Annotated in this window: 16 protein-coding genes; 5 read left to right on the top strand and 11 right to left on the bottom strand. The window is 40.9% G+C overall.

Annotation, left to right across the window (positions count from 1 at the left end):
• Window positions 1–35: 35 nt before the first annotated feature.
• From ACWIUE_RS02015 to ACWIUE_RS01990, 6 genes are read right to left on the bottom strand one after another with little or no spacing between them, the layout of a single operon-like run.
• Complete coding sequence (locus ACWIUE_RS02015; RefSeq protein ID WP_454134386.1) at window positions 36–815, bottom strand: restriction endonuclease subunit S; 780 nt, start codon at window positions 813–815, stop codon at window positions 36–38.
• A gap of 19 nt (window positions 816–834) precedes the next feature.
• Entirely contained in the window at window positions 835–2,904 is a 2,070-nt protein-coding gene (locus ACWIUE_RS02010) for an HsdM family class I SAM-dependent methyltransferase (protein WP_454134384.1), read from the bottom strand.
• A gap of 58 nt (window positions 2,905–2,962) precedes the next feature.
• On the bottom strand, window positions 2,963–4,531 hold the full coding sequence (purH, locus tag ACWIUE_RS02005; protein ID WP_454134382.1) for a bifunctional phosphoribosylaminoimidazolecarboxamide formyltransferase/IMP cyclohydrolase: 1,569 nt from the start codon (window positions 4,529–4,531) through the stop codon (window positions 2,963–2,965).
• Window positions 4,532–4,564: 33 nt separating this feature from the next.
• Window positions 4,565–5,056 (bottom strand): shikimate kinase, encoded by a 492-nt coding sequence (locus ACWIUE_RS02000; protein ID WP_454134380.1) that lies wholly within the window; start codon window positions 5,054–5,056, stop codon window positions 4,565–4,567.
• Entirely contained in the window at window positions 5,046–6,008 is a 963-nt protein-coding gene (locus tag ACWIUE_RS01995; protein WP_454134378.1) for an AMIN domain-containing protein, read from the bottom strand. The genes ACWIUE_RS02000 and ACWIUE_RS01995 overlap by 11 nt, the downstream gene beginning before the upstream one ends.
• Entirely contained in the window at window positions 6,005–6,283 is a 279-nt protein-coding gene (locus tag ACWIUE_RS01990; protein ID WP_454134376.1) for a hypothetical protein, read from the bottom strand. The genes ACWIUE_RS01995 and ACWIUE_RS01990 overlap by 4 nt, the downstream gene beginning before the upstream one ends.
• Window positions 6,284–6,361: 78 nt before the next feature.
• Between ACWIUE_RS01990 and ACWIUE_RS01985 the strand changes: the two genes are divergently transcribed.
• Complete coding sequence (locus ACWIUE_RS01985) at window positions 6,362–7,762, top strand: alanine/glycine:cation symporter family protein (protein WP_454134374.1); 1,401 nt, start codon at window positions 6,362–6,364, stop codon at window positions 7,760–7,762.
• A gap of 21 nt (window positions 7,763–7,783) precedes the next feature.
• Here the strand turns inward: ACWIUE_RS01985 and ACWIUE_RS01980 are convergent, their stop codons facing one another.
• The 4 genes from ACWIUE_RS01980 to ACWIUE_RS01965 all read right to left on the bottom strand — a co-directional run bounded on the left by ACWIUE_RS01980 (window position 7,784) and on the right by ACWIUE_RS01965 (window position 11,661).
• Window positions 7,784–7,987, bottom strand: coding sequence for a hypothetical protein (locus tag ACWIUE_RS01980; protein ID WP_454134373.1), 204 nt, complete (start codon window positions 7,985–7,987; stop codon window positions 7,784–7,786).
• A gap of 310 nt (window positions 7,988–8,297) precedes the next feature.
• On the bottom strand, window positions 8,298–10,172 hold the full coding sequence (dnaK, locus tag ACWIUE_RS01975; protein ID WP_454134371.1) for a molecular chaperone DnaK: 1,875 nt from the start codon (window positions 10,170–10,172) through the stop codon (window positions 8,298–8,300).
• A gap of 10 nt (window positions 10,173–10,182) precedes the next feature.
• Window positions 10,183–10,809, bottom strand: a complete 627-nt coding sequence (gene grpE, locus ACWIUE_RS01970) for a nucleotide exchange factor GrpE (RefSeq protein WP_454134369.1) — start codon at window positions 10,807–10,809, stop codon at window positions 10,183–10,185.
• A gap of 18 nt (window positions 10,810–10,827) precedes the next feature.
• Window positions 10,828–11,661, bottom strand: coding sequence for a hypothetical protein (locus ACWIUE_RS01965; protein WP_454134367.1), 834 nt, complete (start codon window positions 11,659–11,661; stop codon window positions 10,828–10,830).
• Window positions 11,662–11,976: 315 nt separating this feature from the next.
• Here ACWIUE_RS01965 and ACWIUE_RS01960 point away from each other — a divergent pair, with 315 nt between their 5' ends.
• Window positions 11,977–12,621: a class II aldolase and adducin N-terminal domain-containing protein gene (locus ACWIUE_RS01960; RefSeq protein WP_454134365.1), complete on the top strand. Its 645-nt coding sequence runs from the start codon at window positions 11,977–11,979 to the stop codon at window positions 12,619–12,621.
• Here the strand turns inward: ACWIUE_RS01960 and ACWIUE_RS01955 are convergent.
• Complete coding sequence (locus ACWIUE_RS01955) at window positions 12,604–12,816, bottom strand: hypothetical protein (protein ID WP_454134364.1); 213 nt, start codon at window positions 12,814–12,816, stop codon at window positions 12,604–12,606. The two genes, ACWIUE_RS01960 and ACWIUE_RS01955, sit on opposite strands and share 18 nt — an antisense overlap.
• Window positions 12,817–13,270: 454 nt before the next feature.
• Here ACWIUE_RS01955 and ACWIUE_RS01950 point away from each other — a divergent pair, with 454 nt between their 5' ends.
• The 3 genes from ACWIUE_RS01950 to ACWIUE_RS01940 are packed head-to-tail and all read left to right on the top strand — an operon-like array spanning window position 13,271 to window position 15,212.
• Window positions 13,271–13,807 carry a hypothetical protein gene (locus ACWIUE_RS01950; RefSeq protein ID WP_454134363.1) on the top strand — a complete coding sequence of 179 codons (537 nt, stop codon included), beginning with the start codon at window positions 13,271–13,273 and terminating at the stop codon, window positions 13,805–13,807.
• The gene (locus tag ACWIUE_RS01945; protein ID WP_454134361.1) at window positions 13,804–14,517 is read left to right on the top strand and encodes an ankyrin repeat domain-containing protein; all 714 of its coding nucleotides are present in this window, start codon (window positions 13,804–13,806) and stop codon (window positions 14,515–14,517) included. Before ACWIUE_RS01950 ends, ACWIUE_RS01945 begins: the two co-directional genes overlap by 4 nt.
• 8 nt (window positions 14,518–14,525) lie before the next feature.
• A complete protein-coding gene (locus ACWIUE_RS01940) occupies window positions 14,526–15,212 on the top strand; it encodes a tetratricopeptide repeat protein (RefSeq protein WP_454134360.1) in 687 nt (228 codons plus the stop codon).
• The last annotated feature ends 19 nt before the right edge of the window (window positions 15,213–15,231 follow it).

Raw genomic sequence — 15,231 nt, 5'->3', positions numbered from 1 at the left:
TGTAAATTCGCGCCAATGCAAATCAAGTGGCGGTTTTACTCTCTCTCTCTCTCTCTCTCTCTCGTTTGCATCGTTTCAAAGGCTTTTAACGAATCTTTTTCTTTGATAGTTAAAACATAATCTTTTAGCCCCGTAACCTCCAAATATGCTTCTAGCTCTCTTATTCGCTCCGCTTCCATTTCATCGATTCGCTCCGCTTCTAGCTCTTTTATGTAAGATTCCATAAAATCAAAGGCGATTTTGCCCTGCATCGTGGGGAGCGGGATTTTAATCTCTTGTATGCTTTCAGTTGTAGAGCCTATGCCCCAAGTCAAATGCGCCAAAGCCTTTTGATAGATTGAGACGATAAATAGGGCTTTTATTTTGTTGAAATTTTCAAATTTTGGGATTAGAATCTTAACTTTATTACCCGTAAAATAGGGCTTTTCTTGGTAAAAAACCGAAAAAGTATCTTGTGCAAATGATAGTGTATTTGCGGGGTTTAAAAATTCCGCATTTTCGCTAATGTAACCTCTTATGCCGTTGTTTAGCGTTGAGCGAACGACATAGGGATAAGTGCCATTTTGCTCTGTGTTATAGATTGTTTGAATCTGATTTGCGTGAAAAATCTTTTTGCTTGAATCTACTTTGAATAAATCGCTTATTGCAAATTCCTCCCATTTGCCACCTTGTGCGATAAATTCTGATTCAAGATTCGCGAGATTGCTTACCCTTTTGTCATTCTTCGCTTGTCGCAAGGCAAGCGAAGAATCTCTATTTGTCGATTTTTGAGATACTTCCCCTTCGCTTTGCTTAGGGTCAGTATGACAAAGCACTAGAGAATCATTAACTACGCTAAAGACAATCCTTTTTTAGGACATTTGCGACTTCCCACGCGAGATATTCGCTCACGCATTTTTTAAAATCCTGCAATGTAGGCTTAGAATCCACCTTTTTATGCTGGTCGAAATTCCAATCCGCCCCGCTGTCGCTTATAAAATCCTCGATATAGATTTCATCTAAATTCCACAGCGTGCTATCCACTTTGGCATTTTTCCCTGCCTTATAGATTTTGATAATATCTGCATAACGCGTGGTGGGATTATCCACCTCTTGCAAACTCCGCGCGGTGCGCTTAAAGCCGTCATTGCGAAAGTCGATAAACTTCACGGGCTTGTCATAATCGTGCGGGATTCCCGCTTCAAAGATATACACGCTTGTTTGCACGCCTGCCATAGGCTGAAATAAATCCACAGGCATTTTGATACTTGCTAAAAGCGTGTTGTGGCTCAAAATCTCTTTGTTGCTTTTTATCGCTTTGCCACTTCCTGCGCTATCTTGGATAATGATTGCGCCTAAGCCTTGCTTCATATTTTTAAGCCCAAAGGCGATGAATGGCATTCCGTTTTCCTCCCAAGTAAAGGGCGGATTTAGCAAAATCTTTGTGGCGTTGAAAATATCATAAATGCTTTTGCCTTGTGCGTCTTTGCTATCAGTCTCAAAGGTGTTTGCCTTGTGAATCTGACTAGAGCCATCGCCTCGCAAAATCATATTTGTAGTGGCAAGAGTAAACATTTCGGCGTTATACTCCACGCCTAAAAGCTGGGATTTTTTGAGTTTGATTATGCGCTGTTTTGCTTCTGCTGTGTCTTTGCCGTATTTGGCGTTTATGGAGTCTATCATTAGCTCCATTGATGAGATTAAGAAACCTGCCGAGCCTGTGGCTAAATCCATAACGCTGTCATTTTCGCTAATGTTTAGAATCTGTGCCATCATTTTGGTGATATAAGGCGGGGTAAGGACGATGCCTAACTCTTTGCCATCGCCTAGCGCGTATTTTAAAAACTCGCTATACATTTCGCCCATAATGTCTAAATGCCCGCTAATACCATCAATCTCGCTATAAATATGCTCATAAATGTAGGCAAAAATTTGCTTGTTTATAGAGCTTGGGCTTTGGAGTAAATGCGCGACTATTGAATCATTTGGATTTTTCTTTTCCCCTGCTTTGTGGGTGTAGGTTTTGGGGATTTTGTTTCTATCGGGGTCTTTTTTGATTTCTCTAAATGAATCAAGCATAAGAGCGAGCTTTTTGCTATCTTTGATTTTGGTTTGTAGAAAAGTTTGGATTTGGGAGTAGATTAAATCGCCATCGCTTTTGTTGGATTCTTGGCTACCTTGCAAATCATCGATACTAAGCCCATTTATAAGCGCGTGTAGCTCTGCGTCATAAGTCTTTTGCATTGAGAGAATCATACCTGAGACATAGAGCACGCGTTGGGGCGCGGTAATGTTGTGGTTGTGCATAAGTTTGTTTAGCTTTTTGCTATGTTCGCTTAAAAGGGCTTTACCTTGCGCTAAAAGGTTGTGTTTGTCAGATTCTGTAAGTGTGGAGGCTTGATAAAATGCTTCAAATGTGCTTTGGGATTGCAAAAAATCTAAGCTATGAATCCCTGTATCTTTATACGCTAAAGATGAGCTACCAAAGACATAATACACGGCGATTGCTACTTTATCGGCAGAATCTCCGCTTATAGCTATGGCAAAGGCTTCTTTGTATTTTTCGCTTGAAATGATGGCGCGGGCATAATGCAGTGCGCCATTTAGCGCGTATTGGGCGACATTATTTTGGCTAAAGCTAATCGCGCCACTATCTTTATCAAACTTTACAAGTTTGTCGGATTTTAGCTTGGATTCAATCACAACGGGGATAACGGCGTTGTGGATTGTGTATTTTTCACAGGTAAAATCGGGTCTGCCTATGCCCGATTTTTTAATCGTCTTGCTTGCGCCTTTTAGGGCGTCCTCTAAATATTCTGTGGGTTTTTTCTCGTTGTAATCGACATTTTTGACTAAACCTAAACTTTCAAAAATCGCCTTTACGAAGTCATCGACATCGTTTTCTAGTTTCCATTGTGTTGCCATTTTTGTAATCCTTTTTTTTTAAAATATTTTGCGCGAATCTAAAATTTTTCACGCGAATCTAATGCAAAAAGTGCCTTTTGCCACTGAAATATAGTGCGATTTTGTGCTCATTTGCGGCTTCTATGACTTCATTGTCCCTTATGCTTCCGCCCGGCTCGATAATCGCACTAATCTCGCAAGGCGCAAGTAAATCAATGCTATCTCTAAATGGGAAAAACGCCTCACTTGCCACACTCGCACCGCTCAAATCCAAGTCCATTTTCTGCGCCTTTGAAATTGCCAAATTCACCGCATCTACGCGACTTGTAAGCCCCATTCCTATGCCTAGCAAAACGCTATCTTTGACAAAGGCAATGCCATTTGACTTCGTAAATGCCGCGATTTTATGCGCGATTAGCAAATCTTGCATTTGCGAATCATTTGCCTTGCACTCGCCCATTTGCTTTGCCTCCAAAACTTCGCGCTCATCGATAAAATCCTGCGTTTGAAGCAAAAATCCGCCCTGAATCCTGCGGAAATCCATATCGCTGCTTGGCTTCACGCTTGAATTTGTATCCCAAAAGTCCCCATTTATCGCAAAGATTCGCACTCGCTTTTTGTCGCTAAAAATATCTAGCGCGTTTTGCTCCACCTCTCGCGCCACAATGACTTCAAAAAAAACTTCTTTCATAGTCTCTGCCAAAAGTGCGTCTAACCGCCCATTTATCGCTACTACGCCACCATACGCGCTCAAAGTATCGCAAGAGAGAGCGCATTTGTAAGATTCCACCAAATCATCTTTGATGGCAAATCCACAAGGATTGCCGTGTTTTACGATACAAATGGCGTTTTTGTCAAACGCACTGACAATTTTTAGCGCGTTATTTATATCCAAAAAATTATTGAAACTCGCCTCGCCTTTTAAAATGCTAAAATTTTTGCTCCAAGCGTCCCTAAACTCATATAGCGCACCGCGCTGGTGGGGATTTTCGCCGTAGCGCGTGGCGGTAAATTTTTTGCCGACAATGAAATGCGATTCGCCAAAACCGCCATTAAACCGCGCATTCATATAGTTTGCGATAAAGCTATCATACTCCGCCGTGTGTGAAAATGCCTTTATCATAAGATTGCGCCGAAATTCAAGCGATTCTTGTGGATTTTTCGCCTCTTTTTCTATGCGCAACGCCTCCAAGATTCGCCCATAATCCGCGCTATCCACCACTATGATGACGCTTTCATAGTTTTTTGCCGCAGCACGAATTAGGCTAGGACCGCCTATGTCGATATTTTCGATGATTTCATCAAAGTCATTTGTGCGATTTGTAGTCTCGCGAAACGGATAGAGATTCACGCACACCAAATCAATGGGATAAATATCGTTTTGCTCCGCACTCTGCGCGTGAGTGGCGTCATTTCGGCGATATAAAATGCCCCCGTGAATCTTTGGGTGAAGCGTTTTTACGCGCCCATCAAAAAGCTCATTTTGTCCTGTGTATGCGCCTAAATCAGTCGCGCTAATATTATTTTCGCGCAAATGCGCCAAAGTCCCGCCCGTGCTTAAAATCTCAAATCCAAGATTGATTAGCCCTTTTGCAAAGTCCGCAATGCCGTTTTTGTCGCTCACACTTAAAATCGCTCTTTTTTGCATAAAAATCCTTTTTTATTCGTGGTGTGCGGTGGTTTAGAGATTTGCGTTGCAAATGCGCTCTGCAATCTGTGTGATTGAATCAAGCGCATTTAGCGTGAAATCCGCCTGCTTTTCATAATGCAAAATGCGTCTTTCATAAAGCTCTGCCGCTAAATCAAATCGCCTAAACAGCGGTCGTTTGTGACTTTTATCTGCCGTGATTCGCCCTGCTAACGCTTCAATCGGTGCTTTTAGGTAAAACACACTGCCTAGCTCCCTCACATCATAATTCACAGGTATCCCGCCACCTGTGGCAATAATGGCGTTTTTGACATTTTTTCGGAGAAACTCACAAAGGCTTATCTCCATCTCGCGAAAATGCGCCTCCCCACTTCGTCTAAATATCTCATTTACGCTCATTCCCGCATTTGCCTCAATAATGCTGTCGGTATCTAGCAAAATGCTTTGTTTCAACCGCGCAACCTCCCTGCCGATGGTGGTTTTCCCCGAACCCATAAAGCCGATTAGCACGATATTATTTAACATTTATTTGCACTCCATCGGGGCGGACGCCTAGCTCATAAACAAAACTACCATTTAGCTCCAAAACAATGCGTAAAAATCCCGTGTGTAGTCCGTATTTTAGGCGTTTGAAGTGGGGTGAATCAAGTGTGTAAAAATTGCGTTTATAAAATTGCTTATTTATCTCAAAATCCATAACGATTCGCGCGGGATTTTGCATAAAAAAATGTCGCTTCAATCGCCCTTGATATGCGATAAAAATGCTTTTGTTATTGACTTTATATGGCGTAAATTTGGCGGATTTTTGGGGGAGATTTTGTGATGTTTTTGGATTCTGATTCGCAGAATCTCGCGCGGATTTCGCAGAATCCAATTTAGATTCTGCGATTTTTGGCGGGTTTTGTGATTTTACCCACCCCCTGTCCCCCTCCGCAAGGGATGGGGGATTTTTAGATTTATTCGTAGAATCTAGCGCATTTTTCGTAGATTTTGGCGCAGAATCTAATTTAGATTCTGCGATTTTTGGCGGGTTTGTAGAATCTTTTTTCGCAGAATCTACCTTTTGTCCGCTAGATTCTGCGATTTTTACTTCTTTTGCAACATCTTTTATGGGGAGATTTATATCCTTTACCATTTTATTTTTTGGCGCAGGTGGGGGCGTTTTATTTTCAATATTACTTAGGGCGTCTCGCTCTTTTTTATTTAGCACTTGGGTGATTAAAAGCGGGGTTTGCCAGTCGATTCTCCCGCTAACAGCGATACTTTTGGTTTGCAAAGAACCATCGATATTTTGAAAAGTCACTTCGATTTTTTTAATCAAACGCGCAGAGCTTGGGAACTCAATCTTTGCGCTATCAAACACGCTAGTTTCGCCATAGTAGGGGCGAATCGAATCCTTTGGCGAGATAATCGGCGTAAATGGGTCTTCTCGCGCCCACAAACTCAAACATAAAAATAAAATTATTAAAACTCTCATCCGCCCACCAACTCAAAGATTTCTTTTTGCAAAAACGCATTTTGCTCTTTGTAAAATCGCACACTCTCTTGCAGTGCGTCCTCTTGCTCCCACAGCGTCAAAAGCACCATCAAACTCTTATCGCCAATCAGCAAGTCAAAAATATGCCACAGCATCAAAGATAGCAAAATTAGCGCGATGAAATACGGAAAGTATAATTTGTAAGTTTGCGTCGCCCTCTCCCTAAAACTCGCCTTTTTTTCCAAAATATCGTGCATTTTTGTATTCCTCGCCAAAAATTATCGCTGAATTGTAACAAAAAATTTTTTAAATTATATTAGAATTTTTCACTTTAAAAATTTCAAAGGATAAAAATGCAAGGTTTTAGTCAAATTTTAGATTCTGCAAATGGGTTTTTATACACATATTGGTTGGTTTTCGCGCTGATTTTATGCGGATTATTTCTTACGATTCGGACACGATTTATTCAACTGCGATTTTTGCGTGATTGCATTTTCGTGCTAAAAGAAAAAAGCGAAAAAGAGCACATTTCGCCCTTTGGCGCGCTTATGATTTCCACCGCATCGCGCGTGGGTATCGGCAATATCGTGGGTGTCAGCGTGGCGATTGCCGGTGGCGGGAGCGGTGCGCTATTTTGGATGTGGATTACGGCGATTGTAGGCGGGGCGAGTGCGTTTGTAGAATCTACTTTGGCGCAAGTCTATAAGCGAAAAGTCGGCACTCACCGCTACAAGGGCGGTCCGGCGTATTATATTGAAAGCGCACTTGGTTCGCGCAAACTTGGCATAATATTTGCCGTGTCGCTAATTTTTTGCTTTGCCTATGGGTTTAATATGCTGCAAACTTACACGATGACTTCTGCGTTGGAGATTTTTGTAGGGAGTGAAGTGTATAATAACACGCATTTAACGGCGTTTGTGGGGATTGTGCTAGCGATTTTGGTGGCGTTCTTTTTCTTTGGCGATGATAAAAAGTCCGCTACGATTTCATCGATTTTAGTGCCGATAATGGCGTTTGGATACTTTGCAGTGGCACTTGTGGTAATCGTGCTAAATATGGATAAAATCCCGCTAATTTTTGGCAGTGTTTTAAGCGAAGCGTTTGACTTTCGTGCGATTTTTGGCGGATTTGCCGGGAGTGCGATGGTGCTTGGCATAAAGCGCGGACTTTACTCAAACGAAGCGGGGATGGGTTCTGCGCCAAATGCCGCTGCTGCGGCGCACACTTCTCACCCCGCAAAGCAGGGTATGGTGCAAACGCTCTCTGTTTTTATCGATACGCTTGTGATTTGCTCGGCGAGTGCGTTTATGGTGCTGTGTTCGAGTGTGGATACGAGCGGATTGCAGGGGATGGCGTTAATGCAGGGCGTAATGCAGGGGCATTTTGGCGTGTTTGGATTGCTTTTTGTGAGTGTGGCAATCGTGCTTTTTGCCTTTACATCGCTAATTGGCAATTATTTTTACGCAGAAGCAAACTTCAAATTTATCACCGAAAATAAGGCGTTGTTGCAAGTTTTTAGGTTTAGTGCGGTGTTTGCGGTGTTTGTCGGGGCGCAGTTGAATTTGGCGTTGGCGTGGGACTTGGCGGATATTTTTATGGGGATAATGGCAAGTATAAATATCGTGGTAATGGTGCTACTAAGCAATATTGCGGTGAAGGTTTTGCGTGATTATGAAGCGCAAAAAAAGGCGGGTAAAAATCCCGTATTTAAGGCAAAAAGCGTAGGGATTTACAATACGGAGTTCTGGCGGTAGAGTAGGGCGATTTTGTAGAATTTAACCCACCCCCTTAATCCCCCGCACGCATTTGGGAGGGGGGGGGGAGAATTTACAGATTCTGCGCCGTTTAGATTCTGCGATTTGAATTAAAATGCAGAATCTCGCACGAAAAACGCAGAATCTGTGGTTATTTTGTTTTTTGTCATTTGATTGCTTCTCTATGTTCGCAAAACAAGGCGAAGCCGAAGTTTCTTTATCCAATCCTGCGGATTGAGCGTAGCGAAAAATCTTAAAAAAATTTAGAGATTCTTCCGTCGCTTCGCTCCCTCAGAATGACAATATTAAAAGATTCTGCGATTCGAATTAAAATGCAGAATCTAGCAGATTTTTAACGCAGATTCTGCGATTTGGATTGCCACGAGAATTCGCTTATGCTCATTCTCTCGCAATGACGGATAATTCGCAGAATCTCGCGGGATTTTGGCGACAGATTCTGCGAATCAAATTAAAACGCAGAATCTAGTGCGAAAAACGCAGAATCTAGCAGGATTTCGCAGAATCTAGCGAAATTTTACTCCACTTCGGCGTCAATCACATCATCATCTTTTTTGGGCGATTCGCCTTTGGATTCGCCGTCTTTTTTGGCATACATCGCCTCTGCAAGTTTGTGGCTTACATCATTTAAATCTTTGATTTTTGCCTCAATCTCATCTTTGCTCGCATTTTCATTTTTTAGCGTCTCTTTTAGCGCGTCTATCGCACTTTGGATTTTCGCCCTATCTTCTGCGCCTAGCACATCATCTTTGACTTCGCCTAAACTTTTTTCGCTTTGATACACAAGCGAATCTGCCGTATTTCGCGCTTCTATGACTTCTTTGCGTTTGGCGTCCTCTTCTTTGTGTAGCTCGGCGTCTTTTACCATTTTGTCAATCTCACTATCGCTTAACCCGCTTGAACCCGTGATTTTAATCTCTTGGGATTTGCCTGTGGCTTTGTCTTTCGCACTAACGGTTAAAATCCCATTTGCGTCAATGTCAAAAGTTACTTCGATTTGCGGGACGCCACGCGGTGCAGATGGGATTCCTGTCAAATCAAATTTGCCAAGCGATTTGTTGTCCTTTGCCAACTCTCTCTCACCTTGCAAAACGTGAATCGACACCGCAGGTTGATTGTCCTCTGCGGTAGAGAAAACCTGCGCTTTTTTGGTTGGGATAGTGATTCCTCGCTCGATAACCTTTGTCATCACGCCACCAAGCGTTTCGATTCCCAACGACAAAGGCGTTACATCAAGCAAAAGCACATCTTTGACATCGCCTTTTAGCACACCCCCTTGAATCGCCGCGCCGATTGCCACGACTTCATCGGGATTTACGCTTTTATTTAAATCTTTTGCAGTGAAATCTTTTACGCGCTCTTGCACTTTTGGGATTCGTGTGCTACCGCCTACCATTACAACCTCGCTAATGTCGCTTTTTGAGAGATTTGAATCTTTGATAACCGAATCAATTTTTGTGATAGTTTGCTCGATTAAATCATCGATTAAACTCTCAAACTTCGCGCGGGAGATTTTTTTGACAAGGTGCTTTGGACCACTCGCATCTGCCGTGATAAATGGCAGATTGATTTCTGTCTCGCTTGCGCTTGATAGCTCTTTTTTGGCATTTTCTGCGGCGTCTTTTAGGCGTTGCAATGCCATCACATCTTTTTTAATGTCAATGCCACTCTCATCTTTAAACTCTTTTGCCGCCCAATCAATTATGCGATTGTCAAAATCATCGCCACCCAAAAACGCATCTCCACCTGTGGCAAGGACTTCTACGACATTATCGCCTGTTTCAAGCACCGTTACATCAAATGTCCCGCCACCCAAATCATACACGACAATTTTTTCTGCCGTCTTTTTATCCAAACCATACGCCAAAGCCGCGCTTGTAGGCTCATTTATGATTCGAAGCACATTTAACCCAGCAATCGTCCCAGCCTCTTTTGTCGCTTTTCGTTGCGAATCGTTAAAATACGCAGGGACAGTGATTACCGCCTCGCTAATAGATTCGCCCAAATACGCCTCTGCGTCCTCTTTTAGCTTCATCAAAATTTTCGCACTAATTTCTTGTGGCGTATAAACTTTTCCGCTAATCTCAATCGCACACGCGCCATTTCTATCGACAATCTTATAAGGCAACCGCTTTTGCGCCTCTTTTGCCTTGTCCTCATCAAACATAAGCCCCATAATGCGTTTGATTGAATAAATCGTCTTTTCGGGGTTTGTGATTGCTTGTCGTTTCGCCGATTCGCCTACCAAAATCTCGCCTTTATCGGTAAATGCCACGATTGAAGGCGTGGTATTTTTGCCCTCTTTGTTTGCGATGATTTTCGCTTCACCGCCCTCAAATACGCTCATTGCCGAATTTGTCGTTCCTAAATCTATACCTAAAACTTTGCTCATTTTTTACTCCTTAATTTTTAGTAATGGCTACCATTGAAGGGCGAATCACCCTATCTTTGTATTTGTAGCCTTTTTGAATCACTTGCGCTATTTCGCCGTCCTTTTTGTCCGCTGAAGGCACTTGCATAATGGCATTATGCACATTTGGGTCAAACTCGCCATCCGTGCTGATATGCGAGACATTATGCTTGTTAAATGCCTTTATAAAATTATCAATGGTTAGCTGAATCCCTTCGCGAATCTTTGCCACCGCCTCGCTATCATCGTTTTTAGTCGAATCAAGCGCGGATTCCAAAGTATCCAAAATGGGCAAAAAATCTTTTAAAATCTGCTCATTTGCATACTCCAAAGCCAAATATTTTTCGCGCTCCAAGCGTTTTTTGACATTGTCAAACTCCGCATAAGCGCGAATGTATTTTTCCTCTAATGCTTTGATTTTGTCGGCATTAGATTCGCTTGAATCGTCTGAATCTACGCTAGATTCGGCTGAATCGGCGTTTGATTCACTTGAATCGCATTCATTTGAATCGCCCAAATTTTCGTTTGATTCGTTTGATTCGTTTGAATCTGATTCGCCTAAATCTGCGTTTGACTTAAAAGATTCATCGCTAACTTCGCTAAAATCATCTTTTTGCATTTATCCTCCTTTTTTAAGTTATGACGCAATTTCGTTGTAAAATCCCGCATAATCGCAATCAAGTCGCCCAAAGACAAACATTTTGCCAAAATTTTCATCAAAGCGCACATCTTGGATTAGCCCCAAATAGCCGTCTTTTAGGAAGTGAAAGCCATTTTTTAGTCGATAAAAAATGTGGCTATTCAAAATCTCCATAAAAAGCGCGGAGTCGCTAATCTCCAAAAATTTGCACCCAAAATTTGACGCCTTATTTGCGATATTTGCGCGATTTTCCAAACTATAAAACAACACATTAGCGCACACACTTCGTGCCATAAAGCGAATCTCTTCGATATTTTGGTAAAGCATTTCTTGCAAAAACGCATACAAATGCGATGAATGCGGGAGAATCGCCTCGCTTGATTCGCCTTTTTGCGCTGATTTCATATTAAATGACTTCGCGCTATTTGGCTTTGCGCTAAAAAGCAAAATGATATATTTGTCGCGAAAATTTACCACTTCGCTTAAAATATCGCTCTGCCACAGGCGAATCCCGCAATAAATCTCATATTTTTCACTCGCATTTGCCACGCTTTGCAGACTGCCAATCTCCAAAGGGACGCTAATGTCAATGTTTTTGCGCCAATAATTTTTTAGTGCGTTGTTTGTAGGGATTCGCCCACTACTAATGTGTGGCTGGGACAAAACGCCCTCATTTACAAGCACCTTAAAATAATTTCTTATCGTAGCTGATGAAATGTGAAAATCCGCGCTACTAAGCTCCAAACGAAGCGATTCAGAGCCAAGCGGCTTGCCCTCGCGTATGTAAATGGTTATCATTTCATTTAGTAGCTTTTCGCGCTTTTTATTCAAATCCAAAATCCTTTAATAAGAAATTGCGAAATTATAACATAAATTTTTAAAAAAATAGCAATATTTTGATTTGAGTGCTAATTTTTTGCTAAAAATTAGCAACATTTAGCATAATCATATCAACTTTATTTAGTAAAGTGATATAAATTAGCTTGATATAAATCGCTACAATCTTACGAATCATAAAATAATTTTTTTAATATTTTTATGGTAAAATCCCGCTTTTAAAAGCGATTTATGCGAATTTTGTCGCGTGAATCTATGTAAATTTGGCGCGAAAAAAGCGCGAATCTATACGAATCTAAAAGGCACATTATGATTAAAAACAATGTAGATAGCAAGGTTTTAAGAGATTTGCAAAATATCTCACGCACGATGTTTAAAAAGGATTGTTTTAATATCTTTCAAGGCTCAATCTCGCACAAACTAAATGAGACAAAATTCATCATCAACACAAAGGACGCGCTCTTTGATGATTTGCGCGAAGAAAATCTAGTCATTCTCTCACACAAGCGCGATTATAGCTACAATGAAGCAAGCTCGCAAGCCTCTTTGCACTCATACATTTACAAAGAAATCGCCGAAGCAAAATGCTTTGCCTACGCGCTCCCGCCTTATACTTTGGCGTATTCACTGCAACATTTAAAGATTATCCCAAAGGATTACTACGGCGCAAAGGTGCTAAAAGAGATAAATATCTACAATCCAAAATCCTTTGATAGCTGGGAAGAGCGCGCTGATACGGAAGTAGGCAATTTTTTAAAGCAAAACAATGCAAACTTTGTAATCGTGCGCGGATATGGGATTTATGCCTACGGGCGGGATTTAATGCACCTTGCAAAGACGATTACTTTGATTGAAAATAGTGCTAGAATCTTAACGCTTTATAATTTGGAAAATACGCTATTTAGGTATAAAGTCGAGCTAAGTGCGAATCAACATTCACTTTGGGATGAGTGAGATTCTGCGATATTTTGGGGTTAGATTTGGGCGAGATTCTGCGAATCGTGCGAAAATTTTGTGTGAAGCGTGGAATCTAGCGTGCCTTGCCGTCATTGCGAGACTTGCTTGTAAGCCCTGCATTTGCGAAGCAAAATCGTGGCAATTCGCAGAATTTGCGAGCGTAGCGAAGCAACCATCCAAAAAAAATGTCATTTTGAGCGAAGCGAAAAATCCCAAAATTTCAAATACTTTTAAGAATTTTTTAATTTGATTCAAACTAAAATGCGGATTTTATTTTGAAATTTCACACAAAAAGGCACATTTTGAAACGCAATGATTTTATAAGCCACATAAAACTTACAGAAACTCTCTTGGGGGGGGGGAATTTACCCTTTATTTAACTGATTTTTTATCGTTTTTATCTCGCAAATTTCGCACATTAAATCTTAAAAATTTACATTACTTTTTGGATTGCTTCGTTGCACTTCGTGCGCCTCGCAATGACAAAAACTTCACATTTCTAACCACCCACAAAGGATTTCAAATGATTACATAAATCTATAATTTCGCGCACAAGATTCGCGTGTGGATTTTAAGTCGGCGGTTAAAAAAACAAGATTCGCCCCAAACAAAAGGCGAATAAATTTCACAACAAAAAGGACAAAAAATGGAGCAAAACACAAAAAAAGTCATAGACTATGCGCTAAATTGCATAGAGAAAAATAATTGTCTGCCCACGACAAAGCAAAGTGCGCAAGAGTTAGGCATAAATGAAATCGAAGTTGATAAAATCAAAGCAGACACCAAATACAAAGATTTTATCAAACTACGCAAGAGATTTAATAGCTTTGACAAAGAGCGCAAAGCTGATTTTGGCGGATTTAGGGCGTTTTATGAATGGTATAGCGCACAAGAGCCAAAGTGCTATTATTGCGGGACTACACAAGCGCAATTAGAGCAACTTTTTAACGACGAGCTAATCCTATCGACTAAATTTAATCCGACTTTGCATATAGAGCAAAAAACGCCAAAGCAAGGCTACAAATCCACAAATCGTGTCCTAGCCTGTGCGCTATGCAATAACGCCAAAAGCGATATGATAAGCGATGAGAATTTTAGGGCGTATTTTGCGGATTGTGTGCGAAAATTTGTCGCTGATTTGCTTAGTGGCAAAATCACAAATGATATAAGGGGGATAGAATGAAAAGGATTCAAAGAATATTATTAGCTTTTATGCTAGGCGTGTTATCGATTCAAGTTGTATGGGCAGATAAAAATGCGGATTTGATATATGATTCGGCAAGAGATGGGGATTTGGATAAAGTCAAACAGCTAGTAGAACAGCAAGGCGTAGATGTAAATGCTGTGCATATTGACGAGCTAGGTTTGTCGAGCAATGCTTTGAATATTGCTTCATATCAAGGGCATTTAGAAATAGTCAAATATCTCATCTCCAAAGGCGCAAATGTAAATGCAAAAGATAGCTTCGGCTGGACTGCTTTAATTAGTGCTTCTTCAAATGGAAAATTAGAGCTAGTAAAATATCTCATCTCCAAAGGTGCAGATGTGAAAGCTAAAAGTAATGACGGCTATACTGCGTTAATGTCGGCTTCTTTTGATGGGCATTTGGAGGTAGTAAAGGTGCTAGTAGAGAGTAGTAAGAGTGGATTGTTTTCGTTTTTTAGCAAAGGCAATATAAACGAAAAAGACAAGTGGGGCAGAACTGCGCTGATGTTGGCTTCTATTAAAGGGCATTTGGAAGTTGTCAAATATCTGGTAGAAAAAGGCGTAGATATAAACGCACAAGACAATGAGGGTTTGACTGCTTTAAACAAAGCAAAAACCAAAGAGATAATGACATTTTTAGAGAGCAGGGGCGCAAAAAGAATGCAAATAAAATTTGAGTATAAGTAGGGGACTAAATGAAAAAGCTAATTTACGCCATTGTGGCGATAATGTGTGGCGTGTGCGTTGTAAATGCTGGTGAATGGCAAGAAATGATGTGTGGCGATAAGAGTTTATCATATTGCATAAAGCATTTTGATAGACAATGCAATGCTAAAAATTATGGTGCTTGTGTTGTTGTGGGAGGTTTGCACTTAGAACAAGAGCAATATAGTGAATCTAAAAAATACTATGAAATGGTATGCGATAGGGCAAATAGTAAATCTACCTATCAATTTGAACAAATCGATGGTAATTTAAGCAAGAAACTCCCCGCTATTGAAATAATGCAACTTGCTTGTGGAAAATTGGCAAAGCATTATTCTAACGGCTTGGGCGTTAGACAGGATAAGAGCAAATCATTGCAATACAATAACAAGGCTTGTGGTTTGGGTAATGCAGAATCTTGTGGCTTGGCTGGTAGTGCATACTATTTAGGTATAGGCACAAAAATAGACTACAAACTAGCAAAAAGTTATTTTGAAAAATCCTGTGAAATGCAAAGTGGTTTGGGTTGCAGAATTCTAGGTGTAATGTATGGTAAGGGCGAAGGTGTAGCAGAAAATATATACAAAACAAAAGAGCTATTTGGCAAAGCCTGTGATTTTGGCGACCAAAATGGCTGTGATGGCTACAAAGAGCTAAATGAAGCGGGTGTAAAGTAAGCTGACTTTGTCATTGCTT

The organism is Helicobacter sp. 23-1045, from assembly GCF_053654655.1.
This window is presented reverse-complemented; position numbering and strand designations above follow the sequence as displayed.